This is a genomic window from Pseudomonas nitroreducens, from assembly GCF_014204515.1.
Classification (GTDB): Bacteria; Pseudomonadota; Gammaproteobacteria; order Pseudomonadales; family Pseudomonadaceae; genus Pseudomonas; species Pseudomonas nitritireducens_A.
The window spans coordinates 94,180-117,232 of record NZ_JACHLI010000018.1 but is presented as its reverse complement, the minus strand read 5'-3'; the positions used below and the strand labels follow the sequence as shown (position 1 = coordinate 117,232).

Below are 23,053 nucleotides of genomic sequence, written 5' to 3'. Positions count from 1 at the left end.
ACAGAGTTAAGGGATCACGCAGACGAAGTTCGCATTGCTGAGTTCGGTCTCGCCACTCCAGCGGTATGCACAGAGTTTCCTGTCACCTCCGGATTTCGCAATGCTGTAATCCAGGCAGGCCACATGCGGTGAGAGAACTTCCGGGGCTCCCGTGCGCCAATAGTGGCCGACGAAGATCAATGTTTCACCGTCATGGCCGACAATATCGTCCAGGGACGGCGGAGTTTCCAAGCCGCTGTGCTCAACAGGGAGATGTTTCACTTCCAGCAATAATTCACGAATCGTCATGGGGGCATTAAGCCACCAACGAGTTCGTGCTTTGCGCCGGGAATTCCCGTCTTTGTCCACGTACTCTACGGAGTCCGGCAGATCGATCTCGGAGCCCTTCAACAGCAACTCCACCAGGTCTGAAGCCGGAGACCCGGAATCGGCAGACTCCAGCCATCCCGCCTCTGTAAGGCAGTTATTCTCATCCAGGACATTCGGCGCGTAAGCGATGTGCTTGGGGTGCCAACAGGCATGGATGACCTTGAACGCGCCCAGGTCGAGGAACAGAGGCAAACGTCGGAACCAGTCGAGCATTTCCAGGTGCAGAGGGCTACCGTCGCCGACCTGGGCCAGGAACTCATGGTGCTGCCGGTAGTTCTTCTCGCTCTGTTCACGCAGGTAATGACCTGGCCGGCGAGGATCTGGGGTGCTGAAAGCGACGGCGTTGTATTCATGGTTGCCCATGATCGCCTGAGCGTGACCGCCTTCGACCATGGCCCGCACGATCCGGTAAACCTCGACCTGCAAAGGCCCTCGGTCGATGTAGTCGCCCAGGAAAATAGCCTTCCTGGTCGGATGAGCGAACCCTGTGATGGTTTCCTGGTAACCCAGGGCCTCCAGGAGCTTTCTCAGCTCGTTAGCATGGCCATGCACGTCGCCGATGATGTCGTAGTACATCGCACCCCCTTCTGGTCACTATCGAAAGCGCAACGCCCCTTCATGCAGGATGAAATGGTCGTCGAATGCGCATTTGGGAAGTCGTGCCAGAGCGTCGCAGGGGATGAAGCGGCCACTGATGGTCAGGTAGCCCTGTTTCCCCTTCACGGGAGGCTTGAAGCCGTAAGCGTTGACCATGAGCGCGAGAATGTTGCTGTGTGTTGCAGGCCGTGGGAATGAATAGACCTCGCCGTTGCAGCGGATGGCCATTCTGTCGATCTTCTCTGACCAACTCTTCATGCCTGCTTACTCGCCTATGGAGCCGTCCTCCTCGCCGAACCGCACGGGGTCTTCCTGCTCCTGCTCTTGATCGTACTCCGGGCTGGAATGCCCGCATTCTGGCTGGATCATGCCTGTGGCGAGCCACAGGGCGTAGTACGGATAAAGCTTGCAGAGCACGCCTATCTCTTGTGTTCCAAGCCGACAGAGTCCCCGCTCGATGTTCTTCCAGCGGTTGTAGTTAGTGGCCCCGAGCGTCGAGAGCTCTTTCACTCCCGTCAACGTGATCAGCTGTAGTGCTCTTTCAGCGACATCATCTTTCATGCTTGCGACCTGATTCATTCCACGCCTAGGTGGCTGATTCCATCCTGGAGCTCCTCTGGGCTTTTGGCCCACAAGCCACTGGGGCGGCGGATTGTAATCCGGGTTCGCCTAACCAGTATGGCTAAAGAGCGTTGTCCACTTTGATATAGACGGATGGTAGCAAGTTCGATGCAAACTGACGACGCTGTAGTGGCGATTTGCTTCTACTTTTTGAAAGCAGATCGCGATTTTGTATGGTGCGCAGCGTGGGACTCGAACCCACACGGCCTAGGCCACCGCATTTTGAGTGCGGCACGTCTACCGATTCCATCACCTGCGCAGGGGTGGCAAGCTACCCCGCCCTACCTTGCCATGTTGCAGCGACTGCCATCGCGGTGGCTATTTCAGGTGCGGCTCCACGGCGCCCGGAGACTCCGCTTCAATGCCTCGCCACTATGCTAAGCACTAGACAGTCACTTGCGGGTTGAAGCCCACTCTCCGATGGAAGGGGCGCCGGCTCCCAGGGCGATGTCCGAGGGGATCAACGCGCCGGGCTCGCCCGATCACTTCTTCCGCTTTGAGGGCGTCACAACACTGGTGCGGTCAGAGAGACTCGAACTCTCACGGCCTTTCGGCCACTACCACCTCAAGGTAGCGTGTCTACCAATTCCACCATGACCGCAAAACTACTCTCTTTTACTAGCCAAATCAGTGACTTGGCTCATTGAATATGGTCGGAGTGGGGAGATTCGAACTCCCGACATCTTGCTCCCAAAGCAAGCGCGCTACCGGACTGCGCTACACTCCGAAGAAGGTGATGCGACCCACTCAGCAAGCTGAAGAATGTCGCCCCATCCTAATCGGCCACTAAGGCCTGGGTTCCATGTACCACCCTGAAGTACCCGTCCCGAAGGTCGGCGGACTTGGATCAGCAGACACGCCCCTGTTCCGCTCAGTTGACGTGAATAAGGCATCTTTCCCTTACAGCACCCCGCCCGAGGTTAGCCGAGCGGTCAGGCGGTACAGCTATCAAGATAACGAGGCTGGCCTGCTCAGTTCTCGTTTAGCGGTTTACTTGAACCAGCTAAAAGCACCCGGTCTTTAAGCTTCTACGGGAACCCTTAGGCCCCTCCACCGTTACAGTCTAATCGGAGGTTTTCGCTAGCCCAGCTATGTACCCGATGTTGACTGCAACACAGACCACCCCTTAGGGATCAATTGGCATCAGATCGGACTTCGCAGGGTATTGAAGTCGTTTCCTTGGATCTTCCGATCCTGCCACTAGCCATACTTTCGTCAGGCCAGTTCCACCGGGTGTAAGATGCGGCCTTAACCGGCATCATACATCGATGATTGGTGCGGACGGAGAGACTCGAACTCTCACCCCGAAAGACGGGAACCTAAAACCCGCGCGTATACCAATTTCGCCACGTCCGCAATTAAAAACTGGTGCCGAAGAGAGGACTCGAACCTCCGACCGTTGCTTTACGAAAGCACCGCTCTACCAACTGAGCTACACCGGCACTGCTGGGTCGAAAGCAAATTCTGCTCTTAACTTGACCCCTTACCACACTCACCTGGTCATCAAATCCACCAGGTCAGATGCAATCTTTAGAGCTGTCTCCTTGGCATGTTTCTCCAGGAGATGGCTTACACTTTCCGGACAGTTAACGTTTACATAAACATGAATCCCGGCGCCATCAGAAATCCATTTTGGCCATGTTTCCCAGCTGAACTTTTCTCCCCGGTACTTTGGGTTTTGCATGCTAGCAAAGCTGTGGGAAACGTAGGAATAGCAAAACAGAGCCGATTGAATCTTTACCTTATCGCTTAGTTTCATGATCAACCTAAGCATTATCAAAATGGTGCCGGCAGCGGGACTCGAACTCGCGACCACCTGATTACAAGTCAGGTGCTCTACCAACTGAGCTATACCGGCATGATCTTCCACCTCATCAGCGTTAGCCTTCCGGTGGTCTATTTCTTACGCCCCACTCTTTTGGGCTTCTTTGAATTCAATGGCCGGTTACGTTTCCGGCAATACAGCAAGTGACAACTGTCAAACTAGGTATTCGGTTCCCTGTCTTACCAAGTGTAGCCGCTTATCGCCTTCGGCATGAGGAGGGAATCCCCTTCGGCGCGCCTTTCACAGCAGTTTGTAGAAGTGTTGTTCCTGGGGCTAGTAGCGTCTATCTCGCACCTTTCGCCGCTTTACCCATCACTTGGCCGAGGCCCTATGGACAACTACGAGTGCATCAATTCGCCTATGCCAATTCCACGCTCAACAACACTTCAATTTGGTGCAAGCAGTGGGGCTCGAACCTACAACCTCACCCTTAGGAGGGGTGCGCTCTATCCAATTGAGCTATGCCTGCATGACCCTTTGCTTAAGGAAGCATTCGACAGTCTACGCAACTAACGTGACTCTCGAATGCAGCCTCAGAGTATCTCTGAGCTACATCGCCTGATGGTGGTGCATCAGGTGCAAGAATCCTTGTGAGAGTCTTGCGGGGTGGAACCTTACAGGGGAAAACTCTCTTTTACAAGAGAATTGTTGCCCGATTGTGCCGGGCGAACTTTGGTGCCACTGGTGGGACTCAAACCCACGACCCCCCGATTATGAGCCAGGCGCTCTATCAGCTAAGCTACAGTGGCGTTTTAGTTGGCGGGTGCTTAGGGATTCGAACCCTAGAGACGTTTCCATCTGCCGGTTTTCAAGACCGGTTCCATCGACCACTCGGACAAACACCCGTATTACTGACAACCCCGTGCTACTGCACCAGATCGTATCAATCCTTGCCCTTTCGGGCTTGGGCGGATTCAAGGCCGGCTCTTTGCTCGCTCACGCTACGAGCTTCATAACGGCTCCGGCTTACCTACACGTCTCTCCGTAGTGTCACCTACCCCAGGCCCCAAACTACCGGATGTGAGACTCCGCCTGGGTAAGGTGCGAGTAGTGTCGTGAATGGCCGATCTCACTCGGCCCGAGGGACTCTCGCTCGGGGCTCTGCCCCCGATAGTTAGTGCAACTCCGTGACAACTAATGGCGGGTGGGGAGAGATTCGAACTCTCGAGCCCCCGAGGGGGCTACTGGATTTCGAATCCAGCTCCTTCAGCCACTCGGACACCCACCCGAACTCGTTTGACTGGCCACCACTGCTACCAGTCGAATATGGCGGAAAGTGGGGGATTCGAACCCACCGATACCCTTGCGGATATACGCCCTTAGCAGGGGCGCGCCATCGACCAACTCGGCCAACTTTCCGAAATCTTGCGCTAATTTTTTTACAACGTCGTCATATTGTGTAAAGAGCGATGGAGCTGGTGGAGCAAAGGTGGCGGATAGTGAAGGATTTGAACCTTCGTCCCCCATTTCTGGGAAAACTCGATTTCCAATCGAGCCCCTTCGACCGCTCGGGCAACTATCCAGAAACGAAAAAACCCGGACATTATCCGGGTTTGTGGTGTTCTACAGACCCGGCGCACGTCCGGGTCGTGGACATGCGAATACTCAGCTACTGGAGCTGGGTGTTGACCTCAACAGTGAGAGTATGGAGAGACGCATGTCGTGAAATCCTCTGTGATGTCTCCATCTTAGGTGCCGGGGAAACAGGGTGTCAATAACCCCGAAAAAATAATTTCTCCCGACCTGCAATTTATGCGAAATTCAGCCTCATAGAACCCTACCTCTCAATTGGACTCCACGATGTCAGAAGCCCTGCCCGACGCGGCTATCACCCCCTACAAGCCCTTCTACCTGAAGTGCTGCTACGACTGGTTCGTGGCCAACAAGTGGAGCCCCGTTTTGGTCTATCTGGCCGCCTATCCTGGCTGCAGCGGCGACCTGGTTACCGATTCGAGCGGCAGGAATTCGGTGATTATCGCACCAAGCGCTATCCAGGATCTGGTGCTCGATGTCCCCCATGGTGGCATCAGCTTCACAGTGGAACAGGATGGTCTGCCAATCGCTGTGCAAGTGCCATTTGGAGCAGTGATCGCCCTGTACGCGCACGAGAACGGCAACGGCCCTGTGTGGGAGGTCGACATCCCTGCAGCGCCGGCTGATGCAGAAGGAAGACCAGTCGGAAAGCCGCACCTATCCGTCGTCAGGAGTAGCTAATGGCACGCCTTCCCCTCCCCGCACCTTTTGCCATTGGCTACAACTGCATCGACACCGTGATGCTGCAGCCAGGCACTCCCCGAGTGCACCTACTTGCCGAAAAAGGCATGGAGGTCAGCCAGGAGGCACGGGCGGCGCTGTTGCTGAAGGGGATCGAGCTTCACGAGATCATCTCTACGCTCACGGAGATAACCGCCCAGGGCGTTACCTCGTTGCTCTACGAGCTGCATCGCCAGGAGTACCCGCAAGCTTTCGACACCAGCGTCGACTTCCGCAAAGCGGTTTCCATCGAGTCTCTTTCTGTCTGGGCGGATGGCGGGTGGGCTGTCACCCTGCATCCGCACGGCAAGCTCTTCGCCGGCAGCCAGGTGCTCTACAGCCACCCGGCAGAAGCTGAGCCGTTTGCCAGGGTGGTTGAGCGCATCGTCTACTGAGGAGGCTTGCCCTCCTCCTATACCGCCTTCAGGTGCCGCTGCAGGCCTGTTCTGCGCACGTCGAGACAGGTTGTCTCTGCAGCCTTGCGCAGTGCACCGATTGCCCCCACCCCGACGAAGCCGCGCTTGGCCCTGGTAATACCGGTGTAGTAGAGGCTTCTGTTCAGCATCCGGCGGTGAGACATGGTGCAGGGCATGATGACACAACTGGCCTCAGAGCCCTGACAGGCATGGATCGTCATTGCATAGGCCAGACGAAGCTCGTCGAACAATGCCAATGTGTACTCGACAACCTTGTCGCCAAAGTCGACCTTGAGCTTCTTCTCCTTGGTGTTGACCTCAACGATCCGTCCTGTCTCGCCATTGAAGACCCCAAGGCCCTTGTTGTTCTTGGTATGCCTCACCTTGTCTCCAGGCGCCAGCACGATATCCATGTCATCTTGCTTCACCTTCACGCCCCGGCTGAGGTTCGCACCGTTCTGCTGCTTCTGGAGTGCCAGGTTCAGTGCATACATACCAGCCACAGTCTTGCGCTGAGGGGTTATCACCTGAACCCCATCAAACGGGTCGACGTCGAAGAACTTGGCCATGCGAGGCACCAGCGCGCAGATCTCCTCAAGGATCGACTCGTCGCTAGGCCGGTTGATGAACCAGAAGTCCGAATCAGGCTCTTTGACAGAGAAGTCCGGTGTTTCACCGCGATTGATCATGTGCGCTATGCGGGTGATCGCACTGTTCTTGGCCTGGCGGTAGATTTCTTTGAGCCTTGTGCACGGGATGGTCTCCGACTTGATCAGGTCGTAAAGCACCTTCCCAGGGCCTACCGAGGCCAACTGGTCAACGTCGCCAACCAGTACAAGTCGAGCGCCGGATGCAACGGCCTGGATCAACCAGTAGGCAACCTGAGTGTCCTTCATCGATGACTCGTCCGCGATGACGATCTTGGCGTGCAACCAGTTCCCTTCGTTGAAGGTGAAGTCTCCAATTGAAGGGTCAAATTCAAGGGCCCGGTGAATTGTGTATGCCGGTAGCCCGGATGTCTCGGATATACGCTTTGCTGCCTTCCCAGTAGGAGCACAGAGCAGAATGTCGTCGTCCTGGTAGTCCAGAGTGTCTCGCAGGCACTGAAGCAAGGTGGTCACGATGGTGGTCTTGCCGGTGCCAGGGCCCCCGGTGATGATCGACACCGGATTGGAAAGGGCCATTTTGACAGCCTGACGCTGTACGGGATCGAGCTTTTTATTGATCTTCGCCTGGGCGTCATCGATACACTCCTCGAGCAGAGAGTCGATGCCGGTGATGCCCGTAGTCGTCAGCTGTAGGCGGCGGATGTTTCGCGCAATCCCCTCCTCGGCCTCGTACAGGTGGATCGGGAAGATCACCGACTCCTCTTTGATGAGCCCATCAGGATATTCAACGTCGACGTCCATCAACACAGCGCGGCTGCGCTCGACGATGTCGTCGATGCCAGCTTCAACCTCAGCTGGCAACACAGCCGGCTTGGACTTGCCCAGGAGGGCCAACGCGGCCTCTGCCAGCTCTCCCCTTGGAATACCGGTAGAGCCGGTCTGGTCGCATTGGCGGCCCAGGGCGTAGTGCACACCGCAAGCGATGCGTTTCGGGCTGTTATGGGGAATCCCCACCTGGGCGCCGATCTTGTCTGCCGTAATGAAACCAATCCCATCCACATCGTCGACGAGCTGGTAGGGGTTGCTCATGATCTTGTTAACGGCATCGGCGCCGTAGGCCTTGTAAATGGTCTTCACGAAGCGCCGGGGCATCCCGAGGCCATGGAGGAAGATCAAGATGCTGCGGTAACCAATCTGATCGCGCAGGCCGTCCAGAAGCTTTTTGGACATGACCGGGCCAAAACCGTTCACCTCCCTCAGGCGCTTGGGCTCCTTCTCTGCCACCTCGATCAGGGTGGTGCCGAAGTGCTTGATCAGCCGGTCGGCCATCTTCTCGCCGATGCCTTCGAGCCGGCAGAGGAAGCCGTGAAGGGCATCCGGGGTGGTCGGGATCTTGGGGATGATGGAGCGAGCCTTCAGCTGGTTCTCGCCCTTGTACATTTCCAGGGTGCCTTCCACCTCGACCACGTCACCTTCGGCCAGCTCAGCATCCTCGCCTTTCACGGTCAGGCTGAACCGTGAGTTGTTCGGGAGCATGGTGAAGATGATGAATCCTCTATCGTTCCGGTGGAGGATTCTGTCGACGATTCCGGTGATCTTGTCCATTGGGGCCAGGTTCCGCTGCAATCAGAGCAGTCTACCAGAATCTGCAATTTCTTAGTAATTGACCTTCGGTCAAGGCGCCAATATATTGCTAATGTTCATTCCGAGTAGTACCCCTCATGTCCCAGATTCGCTGCCTTGGCCCGGTGGGTATCCCCGAGGCCTACAAGCGCTATTTCGCTAAGCAACGTGCAAACTTCAGAGCTGAATACGGTACCAGCGGCCGTAGCCTTAAGGCCTGGGATCTCACGGTGCTGCACCCCCGCCACACCGATGATCCTGACACTTACATGGACGCGCTTCCCCTGGACGAGGACGACTACATCCCCGTTTATAAGCCAGTCCGTAACCCGAGGTTGACCGAGGCTATGACCCGGTTCGGCTCCGGGCGCCAGGAACACAACCTGATGACCCTCATCGAGACCGATGTTCATAACGACACAAGGGAGGACATGCTCGACCAGGCTATCGTGATCCCCTATCGACTGCACAAGCTACATCGTCTCTGCGTGGACGGTGAAGTGCGCCAGCTCGAAGTCGGGCACGCCTACTCGTTCAATCAGCAGAAATTCCATCAACTCTTCCTCGACGACACCCGCATCCCCTTCCGGGGCGAGAACCCGATGCCGGCGTCGTTGATCGTTATTGGCTACCTCAGAAAGTAGGCCTTGCGCATGCTGCAGACGATGTTCGATCAGCGTTACCTGTGGCGAGTGGTGAACGAGCACTCGCTGGAAATGACCCACCCTAGACAACAACCGATTAACTGGGGATTCCCCGTGAGCATCGCGGTCAAGCACGCAGCAAAAGAAGAACTGAACATCATCAACGCTGACACGCTCTTCATCGAGAACGAGCTGCTGCCGGCGGATCTGAAGGGCCTGCTCACCCCCGCAGTGAAGCTCGTCGTCGACAACGATGCCGGCGTAGACCACTCGAACACGGTAGAGCCCCAGTATTTCAATCTGGCGACACCCCTGTCCGCCCTGGCGGAGCAGATCATGGCCTTCAATGGCCCTATGCTCCCGCTTCTGTGGGGCCCAGCTGCGCCAATCCTGGAAGGCCCTGTCGTTCCCTTCCAGATTTCAGATGAGCGCGCCAAGGCTGAGCGCAGCGCCTGGATTGAAGCTCGCGTGCGTTTCCCGGACAGTTCCTTCATTGGCGCTTTCCTGCCTTTGCTCGAAGGCCCGGTACAACCGCTGCTCGTAGGCCCTCTGCATGTATCGCAGGTAGCACGCTTCCTGTTCAGCGAAGTTGGCCAACAGCGCGTTATTACCAGCCACAAGAATCCGTTCCTGGATAAACACTGGTTGCTCCTGGATCGTCCGTTCACCACTCGCTGGTACGAAACCAAGCAGCTCGCGCGCCAGGCGCTCGAAGAGGCGATGAATCAGTGCAACCTGAACTACGCCTGCGAAGCCGAATACCTGGAGCATCATCAGCAGATCGCCGACTACACCCACACCATGTACGCAGCCCAGGCTGCGGTAGGCATCTACTGCCGTGAGGTCGCCCACATCAGCCGTGAAGAGTGCTTCGCACAGCTGTGCAACCTCGACGACGTGATCAAGCCGGCCGCCATCAGCGCACTGGAGCTCCTACAAGCGGAACACACGGCTGATCATCAGCACCACCTGGCCACCACCAAGGATTTCGAAGACCAGCCATACGGGATGATGGGCGTCGCCCTGCTGATCCTGTTGGCCTTGGCCATGCGGTTTGTGGTCATCCCCGAGATGAACCACTACGAGGCCGTTCATGAATTCGCGCCGGCCCCGCACAAAGTCACCCCATACGTGCCCCCGATGGAGATCGCACATGTCGGCCATTAAACGACTGCTGCAATGGCTCAATCCCAGTGAAACCAAGCGCATGATGACGCTCGCCGGCACTGAGGTCGGCGAGAAGCTGGCCTCCGTCATCACCGGCAAGGTCATTGTCTGCTCCGGCGTCGAGGAGACCGACACTTACACCTCGGCAATTCTGCATGTCCTGCGTGAAAAGACGCCCGGTCTGTCTGTCCTATGGCAGCACAGCTACGAACTGCCCTGTGGGATGGAGATCAGCCAGATCGTCCACAGCTATCGACAGCCAGGCTACGAAGACACTCGCAATTTCGTTATCACCAGACCTGTTCTCGAATCGGCGGCCTGGGCGCGCTCGGCCATACTGAGTGCGGTTGGGTCACTCGAGGAGAACGAAGCACGGCCGGCCTCATTCATCATCGCCTGTGCCTATGCTACCCAGAAGGTGCTCGATGAAATCCGGATAGAGCTCCCCTTCCCGATGAGGTTCGTGGTAACAGAGATCCTTGACGACGAGGACGAACTTCAAGCCAAATTGGCGACCCTTTCGGTGCCCAGGCTTCTCGGCATCGAAGACCCTATGGGCACGATCCCCAATCGAGTGAGGCATCTCTGTTTCGGAGAAAGACTCGCTCCCTGCTAGCGAGAAAGGAATGCTCCAACTGAACTGTTTAACCGGTGGCCTCAGCATGAACGGCGAGGCCATCGAGCCTGGCAAGGTGCTGATGTACCTCGAATACACCTTGGATTTCGAGGAAAAGGAGCGTTTCACGCTCCTCGGGTTCAAGCGCCTCCTCCAGTCCTACCCCATGCTGAAGCTGATCAACAGCTGGGCCGATGTCTTCGCTGAGATGGCACTCGAAGTCATCCCGACCTTCTGGGTGGCCGGTTAGGATAAGCCAGAGAACATCATCCGCTCTCTGGAGATCCAGAAGACCCACTCGACCGTGCAACAGCACTACACAGCGCACTACGACCTGTCGCTGGAGGGCATCAAGACCTGGTACGACCAGGGCCACTCACTCAGTCAGAGTGCCCAAGCAGATCTGTACGGGATAGATGCGGATGGTAATGATGTCTCGCTCTCGGATCAGAACCTCAAGGACTACTTCTTCCTCCCGATCAGAATCAGACCAGGCCTACACAAGTACGCCGAGCTCTTCGTGCTGGACGACTACACAGACCTAGATGAGTCCAGGCTGGTGCGTGTAGAGACTCTAGATGCAGAGCCGGGAATCACCCTGGGCGAGCTGGTGCATACCATCCTGATGGACATCAATCTCGACGATGCAGATGACCTGAGGGAGCTTATTCAGAGCAGGATCGACGACCTGGTCGTGGATTTCCCCGAAAACCTGGACGACTGACACTTCGAGGTGTCATTCGATGGGCATAGATTGACTAACGGGTAACGTGTCTTTTGGGCCCAACCAAGCATCAGATCGATTGAGGTATAGCAGGCGGCCAGGTCAACGGCCGTTACCGTTGTTCTCCGTGGGAGCTTTCCATGCACAACAGCAGCATCTTCATCGACCGTTCGCGCGCTGAACGTAACTCTCCGGTCGGCATCACCCCTACGTGTGTCGTGGGCCTGGGCGACACCGTAACGCTCGATGCGATGGCCGTAGAGCGATTTGGGGTGTGCGTGCACACCATCGAAGGCGACGTGATGACCGGCGTTGTCCAAGCAGAACGCTTGCTCTACACCAACCTCCATCGACTGCGGCCGGGCGACATCGTCTGTTTCAGCAGCAGTCACGTACTCGGCGTGAGGGCGGGCTGAGCCTCACATTAAGCAACCACAAGCGCCAGCGCTCCTGTATGCGCTCGAGATGGGGTTTCCGAGCTTCTCCCTCCTCCTAACATCACTTTCCAGGAACAAGCGATTCTTGGCCTGCTGCAGGGCCGCCAGATAGGCCTTGTCAGCATCAAGTCCGCTTAGTCTGCTGACCGCCGCAGAACAATCAAGCTCAGACCCCAACCATTGCCGGCCGGTAAGCTCCGCAGCGACGTAAGTTGTGCCTGACCCACCAAACGGGTCGAGCACAACATCACCAGGGCCTGTCGCCATGCAGATTACCCTATCCAGGAGCTTCAGCGAGAGCGCATTTGCCTCCCGGTGCTTGTGCTTGGCATGCCGAACTGGGGGGATATCCGTCCAGACGTCCGAGAGATTGACGCCGGCAGGGTTCATCTTGCTCTTGTGGCCACCGTAATCCTTGATCTCACCACCGCAGTGCCTGCAGCACTGGATCGGCACACGGTCAGGGTGGAAGACCGCCGGCCGCTCACCTTTGGTGAAGTACAGTAGCGAGTAGTGCGCGGGGTAGAGTCGCCCCTTGATCGGCAAAGAGTACTTGATGTCCACGGTGATCCAGTGCCGGAAGGTCAGGTGCCTGGAAAGCATTCCGCCCAGGGGCAGGTTCCACTTGGGCAGGTTCCAGAGCATCAGGGAGCCGCCAGGCTTCAGCGTCCTCACCATCTCCAACAGCCAGGTTTCGCACCATGCCAGGTAGTCGCCCTCCTCGCGCGCATCGCTAATCTGCGAGGTGTAGGCCTTCCCGAGGTTAAAGGGCGGGTCTGCGAAGGCCAGATCGACAGAGGCATCTGGCACGGTAGCGAGGAAATCGAGGCAGTCGGCCTCGTACAAACGGCCAAGGGCTGTGCTGAAAATGGGCTGCATAGGTAGAAAGGGCATTGGATGAGAAGACCGCCTTAAGCGGGCCTGCCGTTTCCTTTACAGCTCGCTAACTTTACCACCAGCCTCTTCCCTGCAATACCCCGTAAAAAGAAACGCACCCGAAGGTGCGTTCTGTTCAGCGTGGGCGTCATTCGACCCGGATCAGCTGGCTTCGAACAGACTCAGGGAGGTTGTTCAGGGAGACGATCATCAGGTCGCCGCTGCCGCGCGCGATGTTGACGTCCGCCTCCGGCAGGTCTGCAGTCACCGTAGCGGGAAGCTTGTACATAGCCCCTGTCAGGGGATCAACGATCAACATGCCGATCAGGCCACCGGCTAGGATATTGCCCCAGTACCAACCATTGAGGCTGGCTCGAAGTGGCACAACCCGGTCTTCGTGACCAGGTAGCGAAAATCTGACCTGGTAGCTGGCCTCGTCGAAATAACCCGTGCTGGTCTTGAGGGAGATGATCGCAGGGGCCACGCCCTGCTGAAGCACGGTTCCTTTGGCATCTGTCACTACGTAGCTCGCGCCGGCCGGGGTTGAACGTAGGGATACAGGCGCGGTGCCGCCGCTCATGATGGAGGCACAGCCGGTGATCATCCAAGCCATGAGCATGGAGAAGAGCACCTTCAAGGCGGTTTTCATCGTCGATTTCCTGCTGGTGTGTTAGGTGAGATGTCCTACCTCCACTATCCGAAATGAGCGAAAACCCAGTCAATTAATACAAAATTGCAGGCAAAGAAAAAGGCGCCCAGCGGGCGCCTTTTTGTCCTGCCGGAGCGAGGGGTTCCCCCGCTCCGGGCGCCGGCATTACTGCAGGAGCTTGAGGACGTTCTGGGTGGACTGGTTGGCCTGGGACAGAACCGAGGTACCAGCTTGTTGCAGGATCTGGGCGCGGGTCATGTTGCCCACTTCGACCGCGTAGTCGGCGTCCTGGATGCGGCTGCGAGCGGCAGTCAGGTTGGTTTCCGAGGTCGACAGGTTGGCGATCACGCTGTCGAAGCGGTTCAGCTTGGCGCCCAGGTCGGACGTGGTGCTGTTGACGGTGTCGATGGCGGCGTCGAGCGAGGTGATCGAGGCCTTTGCGCCGGCAGCGGTGGAGACGTCCAGGGCGTTGACGGCCAGGGTGGTGGCATCGACCTTCACGGTGTCCAGAGTGATCTGGTTGTCAGCGGAGGTGCCGGCGCCGACTTGGATCGCCAGGCTGGCGACGGTGTTGAGCAGGTTCGTGCCGTTGAAGCTGGTGTTCTCGGCGATACGGGTGATCTCGAGGGCGCGCTCGTCGATCTCGTTCTGGATCGAGGTGCGGTCGGCAGCGGTGTTGGTGTCGGAAGCTGCCTGTACGCTCAGCTCACGCATACGCTGCAGGTTGTCGTTGATGCGCTGCAGGCCGCCTTCCATGGTCTGAGCCAGGGAGACACCGTCGTTGGCGTTGCGGGAGGCCTGGGCCATGCCGCGAACCTGGGCGGTCATGCGGTTGGAGATCGCCTGACCGGCGGCGTCGTCTTTGGCGCTGTTGATGCGCAGGCCGCTGGACAGACGCTCCATGGCGGTGCTTTGAGCGGAGCTCGAGTTGTTCAGGTTGCGCTGGGCGATCAGCGAGGACATGTTGGTGTTGATGACGGACATCTGTCAGGTTCCCCTGTTGAGTTGAATTACCGGCTTGATTCTCGACTTATTCAGTCTTTGTCTCGCCGCTGACTAACCAATCGGAGATTTTTTTCAGAACCTTTAGCGTTTTTTTGAAAATATTTTCGAGAGCGCGCTTTAGTGCGGAATTGAGTCTCGGAGTTGCTTCATGATTTGCCCATGAATCTGGCAGATTCTGGACTCAGAAACCTTCATAACAAGGCCGATATCCCGGAAGGAAAGTTCCTCTACATAGTAGAGAGTTACTACCTCCTGCTCTCTTTTTGACAGCTTGCCAACTGCTTCCATAACAAGTTGGCGATTCCGATCCTGTACCAGGTCTTCAAGCGGGGACTGTGTGTGATTAGAGGTCTCGACATCGAGCTGGTCGACACCGATCTCATCCAGTGAAATCAGGTTGCCAGCGTTCAAATGCGATACCGCTTGCTGGTACTCCTCCATCGGAATCCCGGCCTGCTCAGCCAGCTCACGAGCATCAGGTGCGCGCCCTAGACGAATCTGAAGGGTCTGACGTGCACGCTCGATCTTCTTGCCGACATCACGCACGTGTCGAGCGATTGGGTCATTGCTGCGGACGTCATCGAAGATGGCGCCGCGAATGCGAGGCTTAGCGTAATGCTCGAACGCAACTCCAGTGGAGGGCTGGTACTTCTCTACCGCATCGATCAGGCCAATCATCCCAGCCTGGATCAAGTCTTCCAGATCAACATGATCAGGGAGTTGGTTTTTGACAAGTACGGCCTGGAGCTTTACCAGTGGGCGGTACTGTTCAATCATGTTGACCGGCTTGATTTTACCCTGGGCGTTATACATCAAAGCGCTCGTTCCTCCGGAATCAGGACATTCTATCGCGGAGCGAGAAAGCCAATTGATGGATAAGCAAATGTAAACAGGCCTATATCGAGATATAGGCCTGCCAGGTGAAACAAGGAACTTAGGCGAGTATTACTTGAGGCGTAGTGCGCCCTCTCCTTCAACGCTCTCTGCCAGCACGACGTGGCCCAGGCCTTGTGACAATTTCCCAGGAATTGCGAGCAGGTTCGACTTCAGGGTGACGTCAGCATCGTTGACGCACCACATCAGCTGACCACGGCGACCGTCGACGTCCGACCTGGCCTGAACAGTGATGGTCTCAGCCACAGGCTCTGCGATCCTGGTCTTCTGGGAACCGGTAACCAGGCGCGTCGACATCTCATAGCCGGCGTTGCGCATCTCTCGACGAACCTGGGTCAGCTCCTCGATCATGTTGCCGATGTTGTCCATGATGGACGACCGCAGAGCTTCGAAGCGCTGGCCACGCTCATCCTGGCCGAAGATCGGTTTGATCTCCAGTTCATCATCCACCAGGTCGAATGCTGCATTGACCAACTCGGCCGCCATGGACTTTTCGAAGTCGTCCATCACGTCGCGGCCGCCGGACTGGTAGCTCAGTCTCATGTGGCTGCCAGAGATCGCGCTCAGCATCCCACCGAGCTTCACGGCCTGGTCGAGCTTGGTAATCATGCAGTCCTGAATCGAAGTTCCGGCGAAGGCTGCCGCCTTGGAATATGCGGAAACCATGGCATTCAGCGCGGCCACATCCTGGTCGGCGCTCATCACCAGAACGGGCGTAACCTTTTCGCCCTTCATGGTCAGACGGCTGAAGCCGGCCGCCAGGCGCTTGTCCCTGTAACCCAGGCCGACGGTATCGATCAGCACCAGTCTCTTGTGCGAGAGCTTGGCCAGGCGCTCCGCCAGGCTCTGATGCTCTTCAACGATGGTGAAGTCGACACCCAGAAGCTCGCACTGGTTCTTCAGCAAGTCATGGTTGCTGGAGTCCAGCGTGATCACGACCACTTCGGATACCGAGTTCTTGAGGGCAAAACGCGAAGCCAGCTTGGCCACGGTCGAACTCTTACCAACGCCGGGGCTGCCGACAAAGGCAATGACCTTGCGCTGATCAGACCAGATTTCACTGGAGGCCATTACAGGCAGCTTGTCCGCGACGGCGTTGATCAGCCACTGACGGAACTCATCGGGCTTGGCCAGTCCGGTCATCATGCGATCAGGCAGGTTGTCGATCAGAGACGGGATCATCGCCGGTGCGATGCCGACAGCCGTCAGATGGCGATGGGCATCGGCGAAGATCGAGCTTTCCGCAACGCGCGGCAGGAGCTGCCGGCGGATGATGTCGTGCATGCTCTGCATGTCGGCCAGCGAACGCACAGTCCAATCGCAGATAGCTTGGGATTTCATGATGTCCTGGTCGAAGCGCATATCATTGGTCATGGACGCTACTTCGTCGGTTACTACCTCAACAGCCTCCAAAACCTCGGCCTCGGCGACCGGGGCTTCAGCAACAGCTTCCACGAGCACCTGCTGACTTTCCTCCAGACGCTGGCCGTCTTGCACCAGGCGACGTGTCATGTAGTCATCCAACTCGACGACAGGCACCTTGTCGAGGGCTTCGAAGATATTAGGTACTTCGGCAGGTGCAGCAAGTGCAACAGGCGCGTCTTCGGTAGTTGCCTCTACAGGCACCTGCGGTGCGTCGAACATACCCTTCGGTGCGATTTCAGCACCCTTCTGCATCATTTCGAAATCAGCGCGCGTCATGACATAGACCTCATAACCGCCATCTGGCAACCGTTTCTGGTTCATGATGACAGGATCGAGTCCCATCTCGGCTTCTGCTGCTTTGTTGGCGTCGTTCGGGGTGGCCCCAGTAAACCTGCGAACTTGGGTCATTTAGTTGATGCCTCTGATGGTACTGACGAGTTGGTAGCTGCTATCGCGGGGAATTTCCTGGTACGACAGCACGAAAAGGTGGCGGTACTTACGACGCAGGTACTCTGAGAGCATTGGGCGAATCGGCTCCGTGGTAACAACGACATGAGGCAGGCCGAGTGCATCCATCTCAGCAATCGACCTGCCTACCCCATCGATCAGAATCTGCGCAATATTCGGTGCAAATGCGCCGTTGGGAATCGCCTGTTCGAGCATGGTTTCGAGGCTTGGGTCGAGACCTGCAAATTTGAGCACTGACACAGGGCCGAAGGCCTGGAAGGTGATCGCCCGACCCAAGGCCACTCGTACCAGGGCCACCAGTCCCTGATGATCGTTGACGTGATCTGGGGCATGCTCAGCCAGCGTCTCGAAGATCGTGCGCAGATCCTTGATCGAAACGTCCTCTTCCAGGAGCGCCTGCAGGATTCGCTGAAGCTGTGTCGACGTCAGGTGTTTGGGTACAACGTCTTCGACCAGTTGGGCGTTCTCGTCGGCGAGCTTTTTCATGAGCTGCTGAACTTCCGAACGCCCCAGGAGCCCTTGAGCATGGGTGCGCATGAGGTGGTTCAGGTGTGTAGCGGCTACGGTGCTCGCGTCAACCGTCGTGTAGCCAAACACCTGGGCCTGATCAATTTTCTCCTCAGATATCCAGACGGCATTCAGCCCAAAGGTTGGCTCAAGAGTCGGAACACCCTCGATTGTCCCGAGAAGTTCACCGTTATCGATTGCCATCCAGTCGCCAGGGAAAATCTGCCCGCGCCCGATCTCGACCCCCTTCATGCTGATCACATAGGTGTCAGGCTGAAGCTCCAGATTGTCCTTGATGTGAACTTCCGGCGGCAGGAAGCCTAGGTCACGGGCAAACGTCATGCGGATGTTCTTGACCCTGGACAGCAGAGAGCCGTCTTGCCGCTTGTCCACAAGAGTGATCAGGCGGTGTCCGACCTCCAGCGAGAGCTCGTCGGTGAACTGCACGTCATTCCAGCTGGCATCGGCAGTCTCTCTAACTGCCTCCATAACCTGGTGCTGGTCACCCTGTGCAATGATGGCCTCTTCCTGCTTCTTGTTGATCCAGTATCCCAAGCCGGTAATCAGTACAGCGATGGTCAGGAAGGACAAGTGCGGCATCCCAGGAACAATGCCTAGCAGCCCCATTACGCCGGCCACGATGTAGATCACAACGGGCTTCGAGAACATCTGGCCAAGCACCTGCTTGTTCACGTCCTCGCCGGTATTCACCCTAGAGACGATCAAGCCGGCGGCAATGGAGATCACCAAAGCTGGGATCTGTGCGACAAGGCCGTCGCCGATGGTCAGCACGGTGTATGTGCGTGCGGCGTCACCAAAGGACAGGTCATGCTGCAGAACACCGATAAACAGGCCCACCAGGATGTTGATGACCATGATCAGGATGCCGGCGACGGCATCGCCGCGAACGAACTTGCTCGCACCGTCCATTGCACCGTTGAAATCGGATTCTTGTGCCACTTCCTTGCGTCGGCGACGGGCCTCTTCTTCGTTGATCATCCCCGAGTTCAGATCGGCATCGATGGCCATCTGTTTGCCAGGCATTGCGTCCAGGGTGAAGCGAGCCGCTACCTCAGCGATTCGGCCGGCACCCTTGGTGATCACCATGAAGTTGATGACGACCAGGATCGCAAACACTGCAATACCGACAGCGTAGTTGCCCCCTACCAGGAACTCGCCGAATGCCTCGATTACCTTGCCGGCGGCGTGGGGCCCTTCGTGGCCATGCACCAGTACCACGCGGGTCGACGCCACGTTCAAGGACAGGCGCAGCAGTGTGGTGAAAAGCAGGATGGCCGGGAATGAGCTGAACTCAAGCGGCTTCTTCGTGTAGATGACAGTCATGATCACGAAGATGGAAATGGCGATGTTGAACGTGAAGAGCATGTCCAGCGCCAGCGGCGGCAGCGGGATGATCATCATCGCGAGGATCAGCAAGACCAGCACCGGGCCGGCCAAGGACATGGGGCTTACGCCGCCCAGGCCCATCTGTTCCAGTTTTTGACGGAGTGCGTTCATCAGGGGTTCCAATCAGAAGCGCTACCGAGTGGTAGCGCTTGCTTAGGTGTTGCTAGGCCCGGAGGCCGCGATCAGCTTTCAAGGCGTATCGACTGCACGGCTTACAACTGACGCTCAGCCTCAGCACGGGAACGAGCGCGAACACGCTCGTTGTACTTGTTGCCGAAGTGGTAGACCGAAAACACCAACGCGACAATGGCGCAGACGATTAGGGCCAGGCGGAGTCCGCCAAAGTCCTGGGCCGCCCACACGGTGCCGATGATGGCGCAGATCAACACCGTGAGCAGGCCCTTCTGGGCCGGTTTGAGGTTCTTCTCAGACATAACTACCCCTGATCACTGGACGGAAGCATGAATTATCGACACCAGTGCAATTTATCAATAAAGGAGCTTCATTGCAGTGCATCAGTAGAGTTTTTTGCAGCTTTGCGTTGCTTGAGCTTCCGCCTCAACCTGAAGCCGAACCGAATCAGCGCCGATGTGATTAGAAGGCACAGCATGAGAATCGCCATCACCCCAGCGGCCAGTAAGCCCCCGGCGATCAGCGAAGCGAACACAATCAGGCTTGCCAAGGGCATCAGGCTCTTGGCCATGTTGCTGATGCTGAATTCATCAGCCTGGGGCTCTACGGCACCCTTGTCGGTCACGCTCATCTACGGTTTGGTCTCTTGCGGTTGGGTTTCTGATCCATTCCGGCCGGCACCGGCAGGTTTGTCGGCATCACCGGGAACTCTACTTCACCACGCATGAAGAGCTTCAGCTTGTAGATGTAGGCCAGCAGCTCAGCCACTGCGGAGTATAGGGTCGCCGGGATCTCGTCATCGATTTCCACGTTCCAGTAGAGCGCACGCGCAAGTTCCGGCGACTCCATGATTGGCACGTCGTGCTCGCGCGCCAGCTCCCGAATCTTCATGGCCACTTCGTCTACGCCTTTGGCGACAACTGTTGGCGCCCCTACCCCGTTATCCTCGTAGAGCAGTGCCACCGAGAAATGCGTCGGGTTGGTGATCACGATGTTAGCCTTGGGAACGGCGCTCATCATCCTGGAGCGGGACATCTGAGCCTGAATGGCGCGACGCTTGCCCTTGAGCCTCGGGTCGCCCTCCTGCTCCTTGAATTCGTCCTTCACCTCCTGCTTGGTCATCTTCATCTTGTTACCGAAGGAGATGAGCTGGTACGGGACATCAATCATGACAACCACAATTAGAGAGGCGACGATGCACAGGCAGGCCTTACCAACCATGGCCAGGCCCTGCGCAATCGCTTCCTCCAGCGGTAGCTGGCTAATCCCTGAAAGATGCTCGAGGTTGGAGCGCACGTACAGCGTGGCCACAAGCCCTACAAGCCCGGCTTTGGCGAAGGCTTTGACGAGCTCAGTCAACGCGTTCGCAGAGAACATTCGCTTAATGCCGGCACCGGGGTTAAGCCGGCTGAACTTCGGCATGAGGTTCTTCGGGGTGAACAGCCAGCCACCCAGCGCAGCCGGGGCCAGGATGGCAACCGCAGCCAGGCACGCCAGAACTGGGGCCAAGGCCATCAGACCGGTGGTGCCGATCATCAGGAAATACTCGCCGGCAACCTTGGGGTCGAGTGCCCTTTCCCGGCTGAAACTCATACCCAGGCGGATGGCCTCGGCCAACTTCTGGGCGATCCAACTGCCGGAGAACCAAATCACCAGCGTGCCTGCGAGAAGCATCAGGAAGGTCGTGAGTTCGCGGGAGCGGGCAATCTGACCTTCTTCGCGGGCCTTCTCTAACCGTCGCGGTGTCGCCTGTTCTGTCTTGTCGTCAAATCCAGACTCGTCTGACATAGCTCTGCTCAGGGTCTAGTGGTAGGCGGAATACGTCCCTCGAAAGAGACCACGCATCATAGATCAATCCGGTCGAAAAAACTCGGGTAGGCAGACACTTATCGACTCCTTTACAAAGAAAATGCGCCACCTGTTTCCAGAGTGGCGCATTCGCCTTCAATGCCTATCCCTACTTCGCTGGCTGTGGCAGCGTTGAGGCAGGGATAGCAGCAGGGACGGACTGGATCATCGGCTCCAGGCTGGATGCCGGGTTCGATGAGTTCAGGCCGATCTCCCAGCCCTGGCCCAGGATCGATTGCTTGGCCTGGCTGTCGAGAACGATGATCGCGATCCGCCGGTTGATGGCATCGAGTTCTGCTGCCCCCTTGTACCTGATCTTGTCAGCCATGCCAGACACCCGGATCAGTTTTGCAGGGTCAATGCCACCATTCACCAGCTCTCGCCGGCTCGCATTAGCGCGGTCAGCAGACAGTTCCCAGTTGGAGTAGCCGGTTTCACCACCCGAATACTGCAGGCTGTCAGTGTGGCCGCTGATCTGGATGTCGTTCGGCAGCTTGTTGATCAGTGGCGCAATGGCGCGCAGGACGTCACGCAGATACGGGGCAACCTTCGAGCTGCCGACTTCAAACATTGGCCTCTTGTCAGTGTCGACCAGCTGAATGCGAAGCCCTTCCGGGATGAGGTCGATCACCACCTGACTACGCATTTCATCGAAGACGCTTGAGTCGATCACGCTCTCCAGGTCTCGCTTGAGCTCTACCAGGCTCTGACGCTCTTGGTCGTTACGGCTCTCCTGCTTGATGTCGATGTTCCGGACTTCACCTTCGTTGTAGTCGGTGTCCGGGCCGCCGCCGGGGATTGGGCTTGTGCTGGAGCTGTCGCGATCACCGTGAGTAAGGGCAACAACCAGCGGGGTGCGGAAGTACTCAGCGACAGCCTTTTTCTTCTCAGGGTCGCTCACAGAGAGAATCCAAAGCACCAGGAAGAGAGCCATCATTGCCGTCATGAAGTCAGCAAAGGCAATCTTCCAGGCGCCACCGTGGTGCCCATGTACCGCCTTCTTCCTTTTGACGATAATTGGGCGTTTTTCGGTGGTCTTCATCTTTTAGCGCCCTTCTCCGCCGCCGGGGCGTTCTTACGACTTTCCTTGAGCACGTCTTCGAGTTCCAGGGCGCTTGGGCGTTCCGAACGATGCAGGACTTTGCGGCCGAACTCGACCGCAACCTGGGGCTGATAGCCGTTCATGCTGTTCACGATGATGGTGCGGGCGAACTGCAGGAGCTTCATCTGCTCGTCGACCTGGCGCGTTACGCGGCCGGAAAGCGGAGCGAAGATGCCGTAGGCCATCAGGATGCCGAGGAACGTACCTACCAGGGCATGGGCGATCATCTCACCGATCTCCTGGGGTGAGGCGTCAGCGTAGGTCAGGGCCTTCACTACGCCCATCACCGCCGCCACGATACCGAAAGCCGGCAATGCGTCCGCGACCTTGTGCAAGGTGTCGCTGGGCAGCGCGGCCTCGTGCTCGAGGTTCTCGATCTCACGCTCCATCAGCTCGTCCAGCTCATGGGCATCCATGTTGCCGCTGACAATCAGGCGGAAGTAGTCAGTGAGGAAATCCATCAGGACGACGTCCTTGAGGATTTTCGGGTACTTGGAGAAGACCGGCGAATCCTTGGGGTTCTCGATGTCCTTCTCGATGGACATCATCCCGTCCCTTCTAGACTTGCTCAGAAGGGTGAACAACAACACCATGACGTCGTTGTAGTACGCCTTGTTATACGTCGTGGTGAGCTTCAGGTTCTTGATCGCTTTTGCGGTCGCGATCATCGCCTTTTTGTTGTTCGCCGCGATGAATGCGCCAAGGGCAGCACCACCAATTGCCAACAACTCGGTTGGTTGGTAGAGGGGGCCGAGGCTACCTCCACCGAGGACATAGCTTCCAAATACGGAAGCCATCACCACAATTAGGCCTACTACAATGTACACGGTCTCGCCCTTT

23 protein-coding genes and 12 tRNA genes are annotated in these 23,053 nt (G+C 57.2%); 8 read left to right on the top strand and 27 right to left on the bottom strand.

What is annotated here, in order from left to right; genetic code table 11:
- Positions 1-6: 6 nt before the first annotated feature.
- From HNP46_RS21320 to HNP46_RS21250, 15 genes are all read right to left on the bottom strand, one after another.
- On the bottom strand, positions 7-945 hold the full coding sequence (locus HNP46_RS21320; protein WP_184592910.1) for a metallophosphoesterase: 939 nt from the start codon (positions 943-945) through the stop codon (positions 7-9).
- A gap of 18 nt (positions 946-963) precedes the next feature.
- Positions 964-1,194, bottom strand: coding sequence for a hypothetical protein (locus tag HNP46_RS21315; protein WP_184592908.1), 231 nt, complete (start codon positions 1,192-1,194; stop codon positions 964-966).
- Between the two features lie 36 nt (positions 1,195-1,230).
- Entirely contained in the window at positions 1,231-1,527 is a 297-nt protein-coding gene (locus tag HNP46_RS21310; protein ID WP_184592906.1) for a DNA-binding protein, read from the bottom strand.
- A gap of 234 nt (positions 1,528-1,761) precedes the next feature.
- Positions 1,762-1,846, bottom strand: a tRNA-Leu gene (locus tag HNP46_RS21305).
- A gap of 255 nt (positions 1,847-2,101) precedes the next feature.
- A tRNA-Leu gene (locus HNP46_RS21300) sits at positions 2,102-2,188 on the bottom strand.
- Positions 2,189-2,237: 49 nt separating this feature from the next.
- Positions 2,238-2,314, bottom strand: a tRNA-Pro gene (locus tag HNP46_RS21295).
- 546 nt (positions 2,315-2,860) lie between these two features.
- A tRNA-Leu gene (locus HNP46_RS21290) sits at positions 2,861-2,943 on the bottom strand.
- Between the two features lie 10 nt (positions 2,944-2,953).
- Positions 2,954-3,029 (bottom strand) — tRNA-Thr (locus tag HNP46_RS21285).
- A 340-nt stretch (positions 3,030-3,369) separates the two neighbouring features.
- Positions 3,370-3,445, bottom strand: a tRNA-Thr gene (locus tag HNP46_RS21280).
- A 359-nt stretch (positions 3,446-3,804) separates the two neighbouring features.
- Positions 3,805-3,881 (bottom strand) — tRNA-Arg (locus HNP46_RS21275).
- A 204-nt stretch (positions 3,882-4,085) separates the two neighbouring features.
- Positions 4,086-4,161, bottom strand: a tRNA-Met gene (locus HNP46_RS21270).
- Between the two features lie 8 nt (positions 4,162-4,169).
- Positions 4,170-4,257, bottom strand: a tRNA-Ser gene (locus HNP46_RS21265).
- Positions 4,258-4,550: 293 nt separating this feature from the next.
- Positions 4,551-4,640 (bottom strand) — tRNA-Ser (locus tag HNP46_RS21260).
- A 39-nt stretch (positions 4,641-4,679) separates the two neighbouring features.
- Positions 4,680-4,771: transfer RNA gene (locus HNP46_RS21255), tRNA-Ser, on the bottom strand.
- A 71-nt stretch (positions 4,772-4,842) separates the two neighbouring features.
- Positions 4,843-4,934: transfer RNA gene (locus HNP46_RS21250), tRNA-Ser, on the bottom strand.
- A gap of 278 nt (positions 4,935-5,212) precedes the next feature.
- Between HNP46_RS21250 and HNP46_RS21245 the strand changes: the two genes are divergently transcribed.
- Complete coding sequence (locus tag HNP46_RS21245) at positions 5,213-5,626, top strand: ClpXP protease specificity-enhancing factor SspB (protein WP_184592904.1); 414 nt, start codon at positions 5,213-5,215, stop codon at positions 5,624-5,626.
- Positions 5,626-6,060 carry a hypothetical protein gene (locus HNP46_RS21240; protein WP_184592902.1) on the top strand — a complete coding sequence of 145 codons (435 nt, stop codon included), beginning with the start codon at positions 5,626-5,628 and terminating at the stop codon, positions 6,058-6,060. Before HNP46_RS21245 ends, HNP46_RS21240 begins: the two co-directional genes overlap by 1 nt.
- A 17-nt stretch (positions 6,061-6,077) precedes the next feature.
- On the opposite strand, the gene recD2 is transcribed toward HNP46_RS21240, so the two are convergent.
- Positions 6,078-8,294 carry an SF1B family DNA helicase RecD2 gene (gene recD2, locus HNP46_RS21235; protein ID WP_184592900.1) on the bottom strand — a complete coding sequence of 739 codons (2,217 nt, stop codon included), beginning with the start codon at positions 8,292-8,294 and terminating at the stop codon, positions 6,078-6,080.
- A 116-nt stretch (positions 8,295-8,410) separates the two neighbouring features.
- Here recD2 and HNP46_RS21230 point away from each other — a divergent pair, with 116 nt between their 5' ends.
- From HNP46_RS21230 to HNP46_RS21205, 6 genes are all read left to right on the top strand, one after another.
- Positions 8,411-8,956, top strand: coding sequence for a hypothetical protein (locus tag HNP46_RS21230; protein WP_184592899.1), 546 nt, complete (start codon positions 8,411-8,413; stop codon positions 8,954-8,956).
- Between the two features lie 9 nt (positions 8,957-8,965).
- A complete protein-coding gene (locus HNP46_RS21225) occupies positions 8,966-10,123 on the top strand; it encodes a hypothetical protein (protein WP_184592897.1) in 1,158 nt (385 codons plus the stop codon).
- On the top strand, positions 10,110-10,739 hold the full coding sequence (locus HNP46_RS21220; RefSeq protein ID WP_184592895.1) for a hypothetical protein: 630 nt from the start codon (positions 10,110-10,112) through the stop codon (positions 10,737-10,739). The genes HNP46_RS21225 and HNP46_RS21220 overlap by 14 nt, the downstream gene beginning before the upstream one ends.
- A 10-nt stretch (positions 10,740-10,749) precedes the next feature.
- Positions 10,750-10,989 (top strand): hypothetical protein, encoded by a 240-nt coding sequence (locus tag HNP46_RS21215; protein ID WP_184592893.1) that lies wholly within the window; start codon positions 10,750-10,752, stop codon positions 10,987-10,989.
- Between the two features lie 54 nt (positions 10,990-11,043).
- Positions 11,044-11,463: a hypothetical protein gene (locus tag HNP46_RS21210; RefSeq protein WP_184592891.1), complete on the top strand. Its 420-nt coding sequence runs from the start codon at positions 11,044-11,046 to the stop codon at positions 11,461-11,463.
- Between the two features lie 140 nt (positions 11,464-11,603).
- Positions 11,604-11,879 (top strand): hypothetical protein, encoded by a 276-nt coding sequence (locus tag HNP46_RS21205; RefSeq protein WP_184592889.1) that lies wholly within the window; start codon positions 11,604-11,606, stop codon positions 11,877-11,879.
- A gap of 3 nt (positions 11,880-11,882) precedes the next feature.
- On the opposite strand, the gene HNP46_RS21200 is transcribed toward HNP46_RS21205, so the two are convergent.
- The 11 genes from HNP46_RS21200 to motA form a co-directional block, all read right to left on the bottom strand.
- Positions 11,883-12,746 carry a DNA-methyltransferase gene (locus HNP46_RS21200; protein ID WP_221455058.1) on the bottom strand — a complete coding sequence of 288 codons (864 nt, stop codon included), beginning with the start codon at positions 12,744-12,746 and terminating at the stop codon, positions 11,883-11,885.
- A gap of 178 nt (positions 12,747-12,924) precedes the next feature.
- The gene (locus HNP46_RS21195) at positions 12,925-13,425 is read right to left on the bottom strand and encodes a hypothetical protein (protein WP_184592885.1); all 501 of its coding nucleotides are present in this window, start codon (positions 13,423-13,425) and stop codon (positions 12,925-12,927) included.
- A 165-nt stretch (positions 13,426-13,590) separates the two neighbouring features.
- A complete protein-coding gene (locus HNP46_RS21190) occupies positions 13,591-14,409 on the bottom strand; it encodes a flagellin (RefSeq protein WP_184592883.1) in 819 nt (272 codons plus the stop codon).
- A 138-nt stretch (positions 14,410-14,547) separates the two neighbouring features.
- The gene (locus tag HNP46_RS21185) at positions 14,548-15,243 is read right to left on the bottom strand and encodes a sigma-70 family RNA polymerase sigma factor (RefSeq protein WP_184592881.1); all 696 of its coding nucleotides are present in this window, start codon (positions 15,241-15,243) and stop codon (positions 14,548-14,550) included.
- 132 nt (positions 15,244-15,375) lie between these two features.
- Positions 15,376-17,157 (bottom strand): GTPase, encoded by a 1,782-nt coding sequence (locus HNP46_RS21180; protein ID WP_184592879.1) that lies wholly within the window; start codon positions 17,155-17,157, stop codon positions 15,376-15,378.
- Positions 17,158-19,242: a flagellar biosynthesis protein FlhA gene (gene flhA / locus HNP46_RS21175; protein WP_184592871.1), complete on the bottom strand. Its 2,085-nt coding sequence runs from the start codon at positions 19,240-19,242 to the stop codon at positions 17,158-17,160.
- Positions 19,243-19,343: 101 nt separating this feature from the next.
- Entirely contained in the window at positions 19,344-19,565 is a 222-nt protein-coding gene (locus HNP46_RS21170; protein ID WP_184592869.1) for a hypothetical protein, read from the bottom strand.
- A gap of 68 nt (positions 19,566-19,633) precedes the next feature.
- A complete protein-coding gene (locus HNP46_RS21165) occupies positions 19,634-19,894 on the bottom strand; it encodes a hypothetical protein (protein WP_184592867.1) in 261 nt (86 codons plus the stop codon).
- Positions 19,891-21,051, bottom strand: a complete 1,161-nt coding sequence (gene flhB, locus HNP46_RS21160; protein WP_184592865.1) for a flagellar biosynthesis protein FlhB — start codon at positions 21,049-21,051, stop codon at positions 19,891-19,893. Before flhB ends, HNP46_RS21165 begins: the two co-directional genes overlap by 4 nt.
- A gap of 169 nt (positions 21,052-21,220) precedes the next feature.
- Entirely contained in the window at positions 21,221-22,153 is a 933-nt protein-coding gene (gene motB / locus HNP46_RS21155; RefSeq protein ID WP_184592863.1) for a flagellar motor protein MotB, read from the bottom strand.
- Positions 22,150-23,040, bottom strand: a complete 891-nt coding sequence (gene motA / locus HNP46_RS21150; RefSeq protein WP_184592861.1) for a flagellar motor stator protein MotA — start codon at positions 23,038-23,040, stop codon at positions 22,150-22,152. Before motA ends, motB begins: the two co-directional genes overlap by 4 nt.
- Between the last annotated feature and the right edge of the window lie 13 nt (positions 23,041-23,053).